We start from the raw sequence: 13,909 nt of genomic DNA, 5'->3' as shown, positions 1-13,909 counted from the left end.
GACAGCCACGCTACCGGCCGTCACCGGTTTCCTCCGGGTGAAGCGGAAGCCGGACCAGCCGCCAGTACTGCCGCCCGTTCTCGTCGCGTACCACCACCCCGAGCCGGGCCAGTTCCCGGCGCAGGTCCCGCGTGTCGTCGCGGCGGCGCGCGTCGACGGCCCGCTGCCGGGCGCGCAGCAGCGCGTCCGCGCCGGCCGGCAGCCCCGGCAGCCCCTCCACCCACCGCCGGTACGCGTCGCGGTGCGGGTCGGTCTCCTGCCACGGCCAGCCCTGCGCGGTGAACGCGGCGCGCAGCCGATCCCCGCTCAGGTCCGACTTCTCGCGGGCCAGTTCGGCGCCGTTCCGGTCGAGCAGCACCAGCGCCTTGCCGTCGACGAAGACGCAGGCGACCGGGGCGCGGGCGACGTCCCGGCCGTGGCCGTCGCGGTGCAGCCGCACCGCCGTCCGGTCGACCGTCACGGTGAGCCGTTCCCGCGTCCCGACGTACGCGACGAACAGGCCGGCCAGCGCCGGCAGCGCCGTACCGCCGGCCAGCGCCTGCCGCTCCGGCAGCCCGGCCAGCAGTTCGAACCAGCCCTGGAACGGCACCCACGGCAGGTCGGCGAGCCAGCCGGACACGGCGGTCAGCGCCGCGCCCAGCCCCGCGCCGAGCAGCGGGAACCCGGCCCACATCAGCACCAGCTCGCCGACGCCGCCGTCGACCACGCTGGCCTGCTCCTCGGCGCGCACGCTCACGCCACCTCGCGGCGCAGGGTGCGGACCAGGCCGGCGGCGAGCGGTGCCACCATCCAGACCAGCAGGGACACGGCCAGCCGCCCCCACTGCCCGGCGGTCACCTCGGGGCCGAACAGCGGCTCCATGGTCACCGAGGTGTCCAGCCAGCGGGCCGGTCCGCGCAGCGCCGCGACCATCATGGCGAGGATGCTCCACACGGTGGGCAGCAGCAGGTAGGTCACGATCGCCAGCGGGGTGTTCAGCAGCAGCAGGCCGAAGGCGGCGCCCATCAGCGCGCTGGTGACCTGGAGTACGGCCGCGTGCCCCAGCAGGGACCAGTCGAAGGTCCAGCTGCCCGCTCCGCCGGTGGCCCGGGCGGCCAGCGTGCCGGCGGTGGCCACCGCCAGGCTGACCGCCACCGAGGCCAGCGCGGCCAGCACCACTGCGGCGAGCTTCGCGACCACCACCCGTTCCCGGCGTGGCACCAGCGCGAAGGTGGTCAGCGCGGTGCGCTGCGACCACTCGGCGGTGATCGACAGGATGCCCAGCACCGGCAGCAGCAGCCCGACCGGCAGCAGCGACGCGGTGAAGAACGCGGTGAACGTCTGCGCGGCCTCGTCGAGGACGAAGAGCTGCACGGTGGCGATGGCGGCGGCGATCAGCCCGATGGTGGCCAGCAGCCAGCGGCCGGCCCGGGTGTCGGCGAGCTTGCGCAGCTCCACCTCGGTCAGCCGGACCAGCGACGGTCCGGGCGGCGCGGGACGGACGGTGACGGCGGGTGCGGTGGTGGTGGTCATTTCACGGCTTCCTTCGTCGACGTGCCGGCGGTGAGGGTGAGGAAGAGCTGTTCGAGGCCGCCGCTGCCGGCGGGCCGCAGCTCGGTCAGGACGAGACCGGCGTCCGCGGCGGCCTGGCCCACCGCCTCGGCCTCGGCCCGCACCACGAGCCCGCCGTCGGTGCCGGCGGTGGCGGGCAGGCCGGCCCGGTCCAGGGTCAGCCGCAGCGCCCGCGGGTCCCGGGCGCGGACCAGGGTGCCGGTGCCGGCGAGCAGGTCGTCCTTGCCGCCCTGCGCGACCACCCGGCCGGCACCGATCACCACCAGGCGGTCGGCGACGGCCTCCACCTCGCGCAGCAGGTGCGAGGAGAGCAGCACGGTGCCGCCCCGGTCGGCGAAGTCGCGCAGCACGCCGCGCATCCAGAAGATTCCCTCCGGGTCGAGGCCGTTGGCCGGCTCGTCCAGGATCAGCACCCGGGGGTCACCCAGCAGCGCCAGCGCCAGGCCGAGCCGCTGCCGCATCCCCAGCGAGTACGCCCCGACCCGCCGCTTCGCCGCCGCCGCGTTCAGCCCGACGAGGTCGAGCTTGGCGGCGACCTGCCGCCGGTCGACGCCCATGGTCCGGGCGGCCAGGGCCAGCGCCTCCCGGCCGGTGCGCCCCGCGTGCTGGGCGGAGGCGTCGAGCAGCACGCCGATCTCCCGCCCCGGATTGGCCAGCTGTCGGTAGGGGCGTCCGGCGACGGTGGCCCCGCCGGACGTCGGCGGGGTCAGCCCGCAGATCATCCGCATGGTGGTGGACTTGCCGGCGCCGTTCGGGCCGAGGAAGCCGGTGACCGTGCCCGGCTCGCAGCGGAACGACACGTCGTCCACGACGGCGTGCGGGCCGTACCGCTTGGTGAGGTGTTCGACCGTGATCATGCCGTCGAGCCTGTCGGGGCCACCCGGTGTCGCGCTGCGGCCGGCGGTCGAGAGCCGGGTACACCTGTGGCCACGGCGCTCGTCGACTTTGGTAGCTGTCGCCGACGCCGGACGGCTACCTAGCATTGGTGGGTGAGCAGTGCCGTCGTACCCGAACTTCCCTGGCTGTTGCCGGGGGCCCTGACCCGCGCGACCCCGGTCGCCCGCCGCACCACGCGGGACTGGCTGGTCGACGGGCTCGCCTTCCTGCTCGCGCTGGGCTGGGTGCTGCTGGCCTTCGGGGACTCGGTCGGGCCGGCACCGGAGTTCGCCCTCAACGCCGGGCCGTCCTGGCTCAACGAGGTCGACCTGGTGGTCGGCCTGCTCACCACGGCGGCGCTCTGGCTGCGCCGGCGCTGGCCGGTCGCGCTGGCCGTGGCCAGCCTGCCGCTGGCGGTCTTCTCGGTCACCGCGGCGGTGGCCCTGCTGATCATCCTGTTCACCGTGGCGGTGCACCGGCCGTTCCCGGTGGCGGCCGCGCTGGTCGGCGCGCACCTGCTGGTCACGCCCGTCTACAACCAGGTCCGGCCCGACCCGGCCCTGCCGTTCTGGGCGGCGATGATCTGGACGGCGTCGTTCCTCGGCGGGGTGCTGGCCTGGGGGATGTTCGTCCGGGCCCGCCGCCAGCTGGTGACCTCGTTGCGGGAGCGGGCGCACCGGGCCGAGGCCGAGCAGCAGCTCCGGGTCGCCCAGGCGCGCCAGCTCGAACGCACCCGGATCGCGCGCGAGATGCACGACGTGCTGGCCCACCGGATCTCCCTGCTCAGCCTGCACGCCGGGGCGCTGGAGTTCCGGCCGGACGCGCCACCGGAGGAGGTGGCCCGGGCGGCCGGGGTGATCCGGGCCAGCGCCCACGCCGCCCTGCAGGACCTGCGCGAGGTGATCGGGGTGCTGCGCGCGGAGGTCGGCGGGGCGGAGGTGGAGACGCCGGAACGCCCGCAGCCGACGCTCGCCGACGTACCGGCGCTGATCGGCGAGTGCCGGGCGGCCGGCGTACGGGTGAGCACCGAGGACCTGGTCGTCGAGCCGGCGACGGTGCCCGCCGCGGTCGGGCGCAGCGCGTACCGGATCGTGCAGGAGGGGCTGACCAACGCCCGCAAGCACGCCCCCGGCGCGGTGGTCCGGGTCCGGCTGGCCGGCCGGCCGGGCGACGGGCTGACCGTGGAGATCCGCAACCCGTGGCCGGTGGGGGAGCCGCCCGAGCCGGCCATCCCGGGGGCGGGCACCGGCCTGGTGGGCATCGCCGAGCGGGTCACCCTGGCCGGTGGCCGGCTGGCGTACGGGCGGGACCTGGCGGGCGACTTCAGGCTCGCCGCCTGGCTGCCGTGGCCGGCGTGACGGGGGAGGGCGCACCGGTCCGGGTGCTGATCGTCGACGACGACGCGCTGGTCCGCGCCGGGCTGTCGATGATCCTCGGTGGGGTGCCCGACGTCCGGGTGGTCGGCGAGGCCGCCGACGGCGCCGAGGTGCCGGCCGCGGTCGAGGCGTACGCGCCCGACGTGGTGCTGATGGACATCCGGATGCCCCGGGTGGACGGGCTGGCGGCGACCGAGGCGCTGCGGGCGCTGCCCCGGCCGCCGGAGGTGCTGGTGCTGACCACCTTCGACGCCGACGACCAGGTGCTGCGGGCGCTGCGCGCCGGGGCGGGCGGCTTCCTGCTCAAGGACACCCCGCCCGCCGAGATCGTCCAGGCGGTGCGCCGGGTGGCGGCCGGGGAGGCGACGCTCTCCCCGACGGTCACCCGCAAGCTGATCACCCACGTCACCGCCGGCGGGCCGGCCGGCCCGGATCCCCGCCGGGAGCGGGCGCTGCGGCTGCTCGACGGGCTGACCGGGCGGGAACGGGAGGTGGCCGTCGCGCTGGGGCAGGGCCGGACGAACGCGGAGATCTCCGCCGAGCTGTACATGAGCGTGGCGACGGTCAAGGCGTACGTGTCGCGGCTGCTGACGAAGCTGGAGCTGAACAACCGGGTGCAGGTGGCGCTGCTGGTGCACGACGCGGGCCTGGTCTGACGACGACACCCACCGCGTGGCGCGATTGAACTTTCGTCCGGTTCGGGCCGTACCACTGGCCGAGGATGCGCTGCGGCGATCAGCCGCAATCGCTGCCGAGCTGCGGGAGGCCTGCCGTGCGAGTTGGTGAGCAGTCGACGGATCCCATCGATCAGATCCTGGGCGAGGTGCCGGTGCCGGCGTCGCTGACACCGGAGGACGTCCGGCTCGCGGTCCGGGCGGTGGTGGTGCACGCCGCCGAGGAGTGGCCCAACGGGCCGCTGTGCCGCAACGACGGCGCGTCGTACCCGTGCCGCCTGCACCGCTGGGGCCGCCGCGTGCTGGAGACGCACGGGCTCAACGAGCGTCAGATCGACGCGCTGATCCGGCACGGCAACCCCTTCGTGCACGTGCCGTTCCCGTTCACCTTCAACGGTCCCGCCACCGCCCGGGGCGACCGGCCGGCCCCGGTCCACCCGGGCCGTGCCCCGACCGACCGGCCGGCCCACGGCCATCCGACGCGCGGCCAGACCGGCCGGGTCACCGCACCGGGAGTCCGGCCCGTCGTCCGGTCCGGTGGGCCCAGCCGTCCGGTGGCACCCCCCGCCACCGCGCCGCGCTGGCCCCGGGCGAGCTGAGCGGAGGTACGACCGCCCGCATCGCCCGGGCGCCACCTCGCCGGCCGGCCCGATGGTCCCCTACCCCCGGGCCGGCCGGCGATGTCCTCACCGACCGGTGTGCGCGACGTGGCGGCGTCCCACGGAGGGGGCACCGCCACGTCGGGTGGATCGTCCGGCTCAGCCGCCGCTGCTCACCCCGCAGTTCGGGGCGGACCAGGTGGTCCCGTTGGTCGTCCGGTCGCTGTTGTTCTCCCGCCGCGAGTCCACGTGCACGTGGGTGCTGTGGCCGGGGTACCCGGGGCCGAGGATCCCGCTGAACCCGTGGTTGCGCGAGGCCCGGGCGAGCTCGCACAGCGACCTGTTCCGCGAGGTCAGGTCGGCGGCGTTGCCGTAGAGGTGCTGGCTGTCCGACGCGCCGCCGACCTGGTTGTTGCAGGCGGTGCTGCGGAAACCGCTGGTGACGTTGATCGGCTGGTCGCCCAGCCCTCGGCGCAGTGCCTCCAGCTTCCACATGGTCCGCACCGCGTTGGCCCGGGTCTGGTCCGCCGACAGCGGGCCCCCGCTCCACCCGCCGCGGCCGCAGCCGTCGTCCAGCTCCGAGTAGCTGAAGTGCGCCGGGGTGCAGTCGTTGTCCTGCAACTGGTAGAGCTTGTTGAAGGTCTGCGGCCCGGCGATGCCGTCGCTGCGCAGCCCGTACGCCGTCTGGAACCGCTTGACCGCGGCGGCGGTCTCCGGTCCGTAGCGGCCGTCGATGCGGACGATCCCGCCGGCGCCGGCCCAACCGGCGACCCGGATCTGCAGCTGACGCACGTCGTTGCCGGAGCTCCCGGCGGAGAGGGTGCGTTGCCAGGTGTAACAGCCGTCGGCGTGGGCCGCTGGAGCCGCGACCACCGAGGCGATCGCGGCGCCCGGCAGTGCCAGGGCGAACGCGACGGCAGCTCGCTTCAAGGTGTTCACGCGCACAGAAGTCCTCCCGATAGGAGAGCGATTGAGGTGACCCGTCAGGACATCGACCGGAACGTCCCGCGCTTCTCACCCTGACAGTTCCGCTGCCGGTTGGTGGCGATTAATGAGAATTGTCCTCACGATCGGCCGTCCCTGGGCATTGCCTGTGAATTGCGGTGAATTGCGAAACAGCCATTCGGAGCAGACATCGCGGGATCGGAATGGACGACCCGGCAGGTCGGGAAGGTGACATCGGGGAGCCGGTGGGCACACTCCGGGTGATGTCGCCGCCCGGTCCCGGCCCGGTAACGTCAGGCGCGGCGGTGTGACGGGGGAGGTGGACGTGGCACGCGGTGGCGTCTTCTGCGTCGAGGGCCAGTGGCACCGGGACCTCAACGAGCGCGGCTCCGTGCTGCCCACCCTGGAGCTGCTGGAACGGCTCGGCCGGATCCGCTTCATCCACAAGGACGCGGCCACCCGGGACGAGCTCTTCTACTTCCTCGACCGCTGGCTGCTCAAGCAGTACGCCGACTACCGGGTCGGTTTCTTCGCCATGCACGGCGAGCCCAGCCGGCTCTGCCTCACCGACTGGGATTCCGTCGAGCTGACCGACGTGGCGCAGCGGATGGCCGGCCGGTGCGAGGGGCGCCGGCTCTATTTCGGCAGCTGTTCGGTGCTGCGGGCCTCCGATGCCGTGCTGCGCGACTTCCTCGAGGTCACCGGAGCGGCCCTGATCTGCGGTTTCACCCGCGACGTCGACTGGGTCGAATCGGCCGCCTTCGAAACCGTGCTGCTCGACGTGCTCGCCAACGGCCAGCGGCACAACGCCGCCGAGCTGCGGATGGGCTCGGCGCACTGGGCACCGCTCGCGGCGTACCTCGGTTTCCGGGTGATCTACGCCAACGGCCGCGCCTGGCGCCCGCCGGCCCGGCCCCGGGTCCCCGCCCAGGCGGCTCCCGGCGGGGTCGCCGACCGGGCCCGCTGACCCGCCCCGGCCCGCGGCCGGAGCACGCCCGCCCCGGCCTGGTAGAACCGACGCATGGCACGCACCATCGCGAGCAACACCCGGGTCGACCGGGACGCCCTGATCGAGTTCATCCGCCCGCGACACCGGGTCCTGCTGATGACCACCCGGTCCGACGGCCGGCCGCAGTCCTCGCCGGTCTCCTGCGGCGTCGACGCCGAGGGCCGGCTGGTCATCTCCACCTACCCGGAGCGGGCGAAGGCGGCCAACATCCGCCGCGACCCGCGCGTCTCCGCGTGCGTGCTCTCCGACGACTGGGACGGCCCCTGGGTGCAGGTCGACGGCACCGCCGAGGTGCTCGACCTGCCGGACGCCGTGGAGCCGCTGGTGGAGTACTTCCGCAGCATCTCCGGCGAGCACCCGGACTGGGACGAGTACCGGCAGGCGATGGTCCGCCAGGGCAAGTCCCTGATCCGGGTCACCATCGAGAGCTGGGGACCGATCGCCACCGGCGGCTTCCCGGCCCGGCTGGCCGACTGAGCCTCAGTACGCGGCGGTGAACCGCATGTTCTCGAAGCGCGGGTTCTCGATCTCGTCGACGATGGCGACCGCCAGATCCTCGTAGGTCAGCACCGAGCGGCCGCCCTCGTCGACCACCGGGTGCTCGGTGCCGGTGCGGTAGCGGCCGGTCCGCTCGCCCGGATGGAACTCCACCGGCGGCGGGGAGAGGTAGGTCCAGGTCAGCCCGTCGGCGGAGGACCGGTAGAGGGCGAGGGCGTCGGCCTGGCCCAGCGCCGCGTCCCGGTACTCGTCGGGGAAGTCCGGCTCGTCGAGGAGCGGCGTGTCGTTCGGCGTCAGCAGGGTCGCCCCGCCGCCGACGTGGATGAGCCGGGGCGGGTTCGGCACGTCCCGCAGGACGGTGACCAGGTTCTCCGCCGCGTCGCGCCAGAGCGCCCGTTCCCCGCCGCCGATCGCCACCACGATGACGTCGGCGTCGGTGGCCAACTCCCGGACGCTCTGCGCCGAGGTGGCGTCCCCGGTCACCACCTTCACCCCGGCGGGCAGCCAGGTGAGCGCCTCCGGGCGGCGGACCGCCGCCGTGACCCGGTGTCCCCGATCGGCCGCCTCCGTGACGATCCGCGAGCCCGCGGTGCCACCGGCGCCGTACACCACGACGTTGCTCATGCCGTCCAGGCTATGGACCGGTCCGGCCGTCCGTCGGCGGAACGGCTCAGTCGACCAGGGCGGAGTAGACCAGCTGGCGCAGCTGCGAGCGCAGCGGGTAGGTGCTCGACGGCATCAGCTGGGTGAACAGCAGCGCGGTGATCTCCTCCACCGGGTCGACCCAGAAGGCCGTGCTGGCCAGGCCGCCCCAGTAGTACTCGCCGACGCTGCTGGGCACCCGGGCGGGCACCGGGTCCTGCACCACGGCGAAGCCCAGGCCAAAGCCGATGCCGTCCAACACCGTCTCGGCGAACCCCTCCGGCTCGAACGACGCCAGGTCGCCGCCGCCGGGCAGGTGGTTGCGGGTCATGTAGCGCACCGTGCGGGGCGCGAGCAGGCGTACGCCGTCCAGCTCGCCGCCGCGCAGCAGCAGCTGGGTGAACCGGTGGTAGTCGGCGGCCGTGGAGACCAGCCCGCCGCCGCCGGAGAGGCAGTCGGGGCGGTTCAGCGCGGCGGCCCCGATCCGGTCGACGCGGACCGCCTGCCCGGTGCCGGGGTGCGGGGTGTAGAGGGCGGCGAGCCGCTTGGCGTCCGGCTCGTCGACCCACCAGCGGGTGTCGGTCATGCCCAGCGGGGTGAGGATCCGCTCGGTGAAGAACGCGTCCAGGCGCTGCCCGGAGACCACCTCGACCAGCCGGCCCAGCACGTCGGTGGAGACGCCGTAGTTCCAGCCGGTGCCGGGCTGGAACATCAGCGGCAGTCGGGCCATCCCGGCCGAGGCGCCGGCCAGGTCCAGCCCGGCCGGCACGCCCAGGTCGTAGCCGGCGGCGCGGTAGAGGGCGTCGACCACCGAGGCCTGCGCGAAGCCGTACGTCAGGCCGGAGGTGTGGGTGAGCAGGTGCCAGACCCGGATCGGCTCGATCGCCGGCACCGTGTACGGCTTGAGCGCCGAACCCTTGTCGAAGACCCGGACGTCGGCGAACTCCGGCAGCCAGCGGCTGATCGGGTCGTTCAGCTCGAAGTGGCCCTCCTCCCAGAGCATCATCGCCGCGACGGAGGTGATCGGCTTGGTCATCGAGTAGATGCGCCAGAGGGTGTCCCGCTCCACCGGCGCGCCGGCCTCCACATCCCGCATGCCGTACGTCGAGGAGTGGGCGATCTCGCCGCGGCGGGTGACCACGATCTGCCAGCCGGCGAGCCGACCGTCGTCGACGTACCGGCCGAAGTGTCGGTCGATGCGCGCGAGCCGCGCCGGGTCGAAGCCGATGAGGTCCGGGTCGGTAGTACGTGCCACGCTCACGTCGCCGAACCTACTAGTCGGTACGCCGGCGGCGGAAGGCCCACCGCCGCTGTCGGTGCCGCCGCATAGGGTGGTGCGATGCCCGAGCCGACCGAGGACGTCACCTTCCGCCAGCAGGACTGGTACGCCGAGGAACTGGTCGACCGGCACTTCGTCAACTGCGTCTTCCACGACGTCGACCTCACCGAGGCGGTCAGCCGGAACGCCTCCTTCACCGGGTGCACCTTCGGCAACGTGCGGTTCAACTCCTCCCGGCACGTCGACTCGGCCTTCACCCGTTGCGTGTTCCGGCGGTGCAACTTCTTCGAGGCGGAGTTCACCGGCTGCAAGCTCGTGGGCAGCACCTTCGACCAGTGCGACCTGCGGCCGCTGCGGGTCGCCGGCGGCGACTGGTCGTTCGTCGCGCTGCCCGGGGCGGACCTGCGCGGGGTGAGCTTCACCGACGTACGGATGCGGGAGGCCGACCTGACCGGGGCCAACCTGACCGGGGCGACGGTGACCGGCGTCGACCTCTCCGCCGCGCAGCTGCACGCCGTCCGGCTGGGCCGGGCGGACCTGCGCGGCAGCGACCTCACCGCGCTGGACCCGACGGCGGTCGAGCGGGCCGGCGCGGTGATCGACCCGGAGCAGGCGCTGGTGCTGGCCCGAGCGCTGGGCTTCGAGATCCGCTGACCCGCGCAGCCCGCAGCCGCAGCCGGGCGGCCGGCGCGCGCCGCAGTGCGCTTGGTGCGCTTCGTCGGTTTCGCGCCCGGGACAGCCCTGAAGTACCGTCATGTCGGTCGCCGGCGTGGACGTCCGGTTCGGCGAGGTGTGCGGCCTCCTGTTGGGTAGCGGGGGAAACCGGCGCTGGCCTGGTTGATCTTCGTCGAGGCGCGGCGCGGCGAAGCGGTCTACCGCCCGGACGGCATTACTGATAGGAAAGTTTCCGTTACTACCGCTTGGTAACGAACTGGAAACGCCCCTGCCCCCGCAGGTGGCGCAAGAGGCCGTTCGGATGAAAACGTGAGGCGGCTCACGCAGCGACCCCGGGACCGCCGCGCGGGCGCGACCGTGGGTGGGGAGAGCGGAGAAGCGGTGACGGACGACGAGCCGAGACGGACGGGATGTGACCGGGGCCTGAGCACGGCACGTCGGATCGCCCGGCACCGGCAGCGTCGTCGGTGGACCGTCGAGGCGCTGACCGCCGTCGTCTGCCTCGCCGCGCTGGTGGCGTACCTCAGCATCGATCCGGAGCCCGAGCCGCGCGGCGAGGGCGCGGCGCTGCCCGGCGCGGCCTCCACGCCGGCCGGCCGCCCGACCGGCCTGCCCGGCCAGGTGACCGAGGCCGGGGTCGCGTCGCCGGGGCTGAAGCCCCGGCAGCGCCCACCCACGCCCCCACCGTCGCCCTCGCTGACCCCGACGCCGGCGCCGCAGCCGACGGCGCCGCTGTTCAGCGTGGCCCGGGCCGACGTGCCGGCCATGGTGGACCTGACCCACCTCGGCACCCGGGACTGGGTGCACTGGGGGCTGCGCGGCCCGGACTCCGTCGTCCGCAAGCGCGGGGGCTCGGGCGAAATCCGCGACGAGGGCGGGCCGGGCGCGCGGAGCAGCTACGACACCGACCCGGAGCTGTTCGGCTGGCGCGACGGCGCCCCGGTGCAGGGCGAAGGTGGCACCTCGACCGGCATCCACACCTGCGACGTCGGCAACGGGTTCCGCCTCGCCGTGCTCGGCAGCGGCGAACTCCGCACCGTGCACCTCTTCGCCGGACTCTGGATGGCCCGCGGCCGGCTCGACGTGCGCCTCTCCACCGGCGGCCCGACCAGCACCCTGCGCCTGGAGGACCCGCACACCAACCACAGCGCCCAGTTCGTCGTCCGGTTCCGGGTCGCTGCGGGGCAGAAGCTGCTGATCTCCTGGACCAACGAGGAGACCTTCAACGACTGCGGCAACGTCGCCCTGCGCGCGGTCGCCCTGCGCTGACCCGGTTCGCCGGCTCTGGCGCGGCGGGCCGGAGTAGCGTGGGCGCGACGACGGCGACGAGGCGCGGGAGGCGGGCCGTGACGGCGAGCGAGCAGGTGCTGGACAGCCCCGAGGGCTGGGTGGCCGACCACATCCGACGGTACGTCGAGACCGGCGGCGAGCAGGGGCACGAGTGGCGGCCGGGCGTCTTCACGCTGCTGCTGACCACCCGTGGTCGCCGCAGTGGCAAGCTGCGCCGGACCGCGCTGATCTACGGCCGCGACGGCGACGACTACCTGGTCGTGGCCTCGCAGGGCGGCGCGCCCCAGCATCCGGCCTGGTACCTGAACCTGCTCGCCGATCCCGAGGCCGAGGTGCAGGTGGGCGCGGAGACCTTCGCGGTGCGGGCGCGGACCGCCGGGCCCGAGGAGAAGCCCCGGATGTGGCGGACGATGACCGACATCTGGCCGGCGTACGACGGCTACCAGACCAGGACCGACCGGGAGATCCCCGTGGTGGTGCTGGAGCGGGTCTGATTCTTACCCGCGAGGTAATCGACGGGCCACGGTGACCGGCGCAGAATCGTCCCCAATGGCCCGGCGACACGCGCCGACCCCACGGGGAGAGACGACGCGACCCGGCACCCGTTCTCAGCAGGCGATCGGCTTCACCCAGGAGCACTCCAGCCCCTCGGGCGCGCGCGGCGCGTCGGGTGCCACCGGCGGCGCCACCCGCGCGGTGCTCACGCTCTTCTCGGTGTACGACGCCAGCGCGATGGCGATCTGGTCCTCCAGCCCCTTGACCGACGAGGCCAGGTAGTTGTTGAGCACCACGGAGAAGGCGAGCACCCGGCCGTCGGCGTCGGTGACGTAGCCGGAGAGGCCGGAGACCCCGGTCAGGCTGCCGGTCTTGGCGTGCACGTTGTTCGCCGCCGGCGTGTTGCGCATCCGGCTGCGCAGCGTCCCGCCGACGAAACGCTCGGCGTTGCCGGCGATCGGCAGGGCGGCGTACCAGTCGGCGAACCAGGGCTCGGCGCGGACCGCGGCGAGCAGGGCGACGAACTCGGCCGGCGGGATGAGGTTGCGCCGGGACAGCCCGGAGCCGTCGCGCTGGCGCAGGGTGCCGGTGTCCATGCCGGTGTCGGCGACGTACTCGCTGATCGCCGTCAGCCCCGCCGACCAGGTGCCCGAGCCGGAGATGACCCGCCCGATCTCCTTGGTGAGTACCTCGGCGTGCCCGTTGTTGGACAGCTTCAGGAACGGCACCATCAGCTCGGCCAGGGTCATCGAGTCGTGCCGGGCCACCGGTGCCGCGTCGTCCGGGGTGGCCCGGCCGAGCACGGTACGCCCGAGCACCCGCACGCCGTGGCGGCGCAGCGCGGCCCGGAAGACGTCGGCGGCGTACCCGGTCGGCTCCCAGACGGTCATCCAGTCGCTGGACGGCGCGTCGCCGACGGCGATCTGGCCGGTGACCACCACGGTGTTGGTGCCGTGCTCCCGTTCGAAGGTGATCGTGGTGTCGCCCTCGGCCACCGTCTCGGCCCGGTTGTCGATCCGCACGTAGCCGTTGGGCGGCGTCATGGTGATCGTCGGCGGGGCGCCCGCGCTCGCGGCCGGGGCGGCGTGCACGATCACGTTGCCGGCATCGTAGTCGGTGTCCGGGGCGACGGTCAGCGCCGAGACCTGCGCCGCGTAGTAGTACGACTCGTCGTCCCACGTCCAGTCCGGACCGAGCCGGGTGCGGTCGTAGCGGGTGTCGTCGGCGACCAGGTTGCCGGTCACCACCCGTACGCCGTCCGCGGCCACCTCGGCGGCGAGCGCGTCGTAGTCGGCGGCGAGCATCGTCGGGTCGCCGCCGCCGCGCAGGTAGAGGTCGCCGGAGACCAGCCCGGCCCGGCGCTGCCCGGTGGAATGCACGTCGGTGGTGAACCGGTGCCCCGGGCCGAGCAGTTCCAGCGCCGCGGTCGAGGTGAGCAGCTTGGTGTTGGAGGCGGGGATCAGCCGGCGATCACCGTTGCGGTCGTACAGGGTCTGCCCGGTGGCGGTGTCCACCACGACCACGCCCGCCTGCGCCCCGGTGAGCCGGGCGTCGGCGAGGATCGCGTCGATGGTGGCGTGCAGCCGGGTGGCCGCCGGGGTCGGCGACTCGGCGGTGGCGGGGAGGGCGCCGGCGGCGGCCGCGGTGGCGGCGAGCGTCGCCAGCGCCAGACTCCGGGTAAAGAGACGACGATGCATGCCCCGACGCTGTCATGGAGATTTCCGCCAGGCAAGACTCCCCACCGAAAGTTTTTTCCGGATCTCGGTCCGGGTGCGGCGGGGCGACGGCTGACCGGCCCCGGCCACCTCGCTCCCAGCGTACGGCGACAGCGGCGCTGAGGAGCGGAAACGCCGCAGGCGCGGGGGCGCTCCCACAGAGCGCGCTCTATTTGACGGACGCCCGCCCAGGGGGCACCGTGGGTGAGGGGGCCGCGCGATGCGCCCCGATTCGCCGGGCGACGACCGATTCGCCGTCAGGTGCGCGCTTCGCAACTCCGCGCG

At 74.0% G+C, this 13,909-nt stretch carries 15 protein-coding genes; 8 read left to right on the top strand and 7 right to left on the bottom strand.

The features are described from left to right. Positions 1-10: 10 nt before the first annotated feature. The 3 genes from FHX75_RS11010 to FHX75_RS11000 are packed head-to-tail and all read right to left on the bottom strand — an operon-like array spanning position 11 to position 2,408. Positions 11-736 (bottom strand): YqeB family protein, encoded by a 726-nt coding sequence (locus FHX75_RS11010; protein WP_246157942.1) that lies wholly within the window; start codon positions 734-736, stop codon positions 11-13. Continuing rightward, a complete protein-coding gene (locus FHX75_RS11005; protein WP_154939065.1) occupies positions 733-1,512 on the bottom strand; it encodes an ABC transporter permease in 780 nt (259 codons plus the stop codon). Before FHX75_RS11005 ends, FHX75_RS11010 begins: the two co-directional genes overlap by 4 nt. Continuing rightward, the gene (locus FHX75_RS11000) at positions 1,509-2,408 is read right to left on the bottom strand and encodes an ABC transporter ATP-binding protein (RefSeq protein ID WP_154939063.1); all 900 of its coding nucleotides are present in this window, start codon (positions 2,406-2,408) and stop codon (positions 1,509-1,511) included. Before FHX75_RS11000 ends, FHX75_RS11005 begins: the two co-directional genes overlap by 4 nt. 132 nt (positions 2,409-2,540) lie before the next feature. Between FHX75_RS11000 and FHX75_RS10995 the strand changes: the two genes are divergently transcribed. From FHX75_RS10995 to FHX75_RS10985, 3 genes are all read left to right on the top strand, one after another. Next, positions 2,541-3,785: a sensor histidine kinase gene (locus FHX75_RS10995; RefSeq protein WP_154939061.1), complete on the top strand. Its 1,245-nt coding sequence runs from the start codon at positions 2,541-2,543 to the stop codon at positions 3,783-3,785. 68 nt (positions 3,786-3,853) lie between these two features. Continuing rightward, on the top strand, positions 3,854-4,459 hold the full coding sequence (locus FHX75_RS10990) for a response regulator (protein WP_154941920.1): 606 nt from the start codon (positions 3,854-3,856) through the stop codon (positions 4,457-4,459). A 116-nt stretch (positions 4,460-4,575) separates the two neighbouring features. Next, positions 4,576-5,076 (top strand): hypothetical protein, encoded by a 501-nt coding sequence (locus FHX75_RS10985; RefSeq protein WP_154939059.1) that lies wholly within the window; start codon positions 4,576-4,578, stop codon positions 5,074-5,076. 159 nt (positions 5,077-5,235) lie between these two features. On the opposite strand, the gene FHX75_RS10980 is transcribed toward FHX75_RS10985, so the two are convergent. After that, positions 5,236-6,021 carry a D-Ala-D-Ala carboxypeptidase family metallohydrolase gene (locus FHX75_RS10980; protein ID WP_154939057.1) on the bottom strand — a complete coding sequence of 262 codons (786 nt, stop codon included), beginning with the start codon at positions 6,019-6,021 and terminating at the stop codon, positions 5,236-5,238. A gap of 325 nt (positions 6,022-6,346) precedes the next feature. Between FHX75_RS10980 and FHX75_RS10975 the strand changes: the two genes are divergently transcribed. Beyond that, positions 6,347-6,988 (top strand): DUF6642 family protein, encoded by a 642-nt coding sequence (locus FHX75_RS10975; RefSeq protein WP_154939055.1) that lies wholly within the window; start codon positions 6,347-6,349, stop codon positions 6,986-6,988. A 54-nt stretch (positions 6,989-7,042) separates the two neighbouring features. After that, positions 7,043-7,507 carry a PPOX class F420-dependent oxidoreductase gene (locus FHX75_RS10970; RefSeq protein WP_154939053.1) on the top strand — a complete coding sequence of 155 codons (465 nt, stop codon included), beginning with the start codon at positions 7,043-7,045 and terminating at the stop codon, positions 7,505-7,507. 3 nt (positions 7,508-7,510) lie between these two features. Here the strand turns inward: FHX75_RS10970 and FHX75_RS10965 are convergent, their stop codons facing one another. After that, on the bottom strand, positions 7,511-8,152 hold the full coding sequence (locus FHX75_RS10965) for an NAD(P)-dependent oxidoreductase (protein ID WP_154939051.1): 642 nt from the start codon (positions 8,150-8,152) through the stop codon (positions 7,511-7,513). Positions 8,153-8,198: 46 nt separating this feature from the next. Then, positions 8,199-9,431, bottom strand: a complete 1,233-nt coding sequence (locus tag FHX75_RS10960) for a serine hydrolase domain-containing protein (protein ID WP_154939049.1) — start codon at positions 9,429-9,431, stop codon at positions 8,199-8,201. A 78-nt stretch (positions 9,432-9,509) separates the two neighbouring features. Between FHX75_RS10960 and FHX75_RS10955 the strand changes: the two genes are divergently transcribed. The 3 genes from FHX75_RS10955 (at position 9,510) to FHX75_RS10945 (ending at position 11,908) form a co-directional block, all read left to right on the top strand. Continuing rightward, a complete protein-coding gene (locus tag FHX75_RS10955) occupies positions 9,510-10,103 on the top strand; it encodes a pentapeptide repeat-containing protein (protein ID WP_154939047.1) in 594 nt (197 codons plus the stop codon). Between the two features lie 402 nt (positions 10,104-10,505). Further along, entirely contained in the window at positions 10,506-11,393 is an 888-nt protein-coding gene (locus FHX75_RS10950) for a hypothetical protein (protein WP_246157940.1), read from the top strand. A gap of 77 nt (positions 11,394-11,470) precedes the next feature. Beyond that, positions 11,471-11,908: a nitroreductase family deazaflavin-dependent oxidoreductase gene (locus tag FHX75_RS10945; protein ID WP_154939045.1), complete on the top strand. Its 438-nt coding sequence runs from the start codon at positions 11,471-11,473 to the stop codon at positions 11,906-11,908. 114 nt (positions 11,909-12,022) lie between these two features. Here the strand turns inward: FHX75_RS10945 and dacB are convergent, their stop codons facing one another. Further along, positions 12,023-13,606, bottom strand: a complete 1,584-nt coding sequence (gene dacB / locus FHX75_RS10940) for a D-alanyl-D-alanine carboxypeptidase/D-alanyl-D-alanine endopeptidase (protein ID WP_154939043.1) — start codon at positions 13,604-13,606, stop codon at positions 12,023-12,025. Between the last annotated feature and the right edge of the window lie 303 nt (positions 13,607-13,909).

This window comes from Micromonospora palomenae, assembly GCF_007829925.1.
Classification (GTDB): domain Bacteria; phylum Actinomycetota; class Actinomycetes; order Mycobacteriales; family Micromonosporaceae; genus Micromonospora; species Micromonospora purpureochromogenes.
The sequence above is the reverse complement of the archived record's forward strand: the minus strand, read 5'-3'. Positions and strand labels throughout refer to the sequence as shown.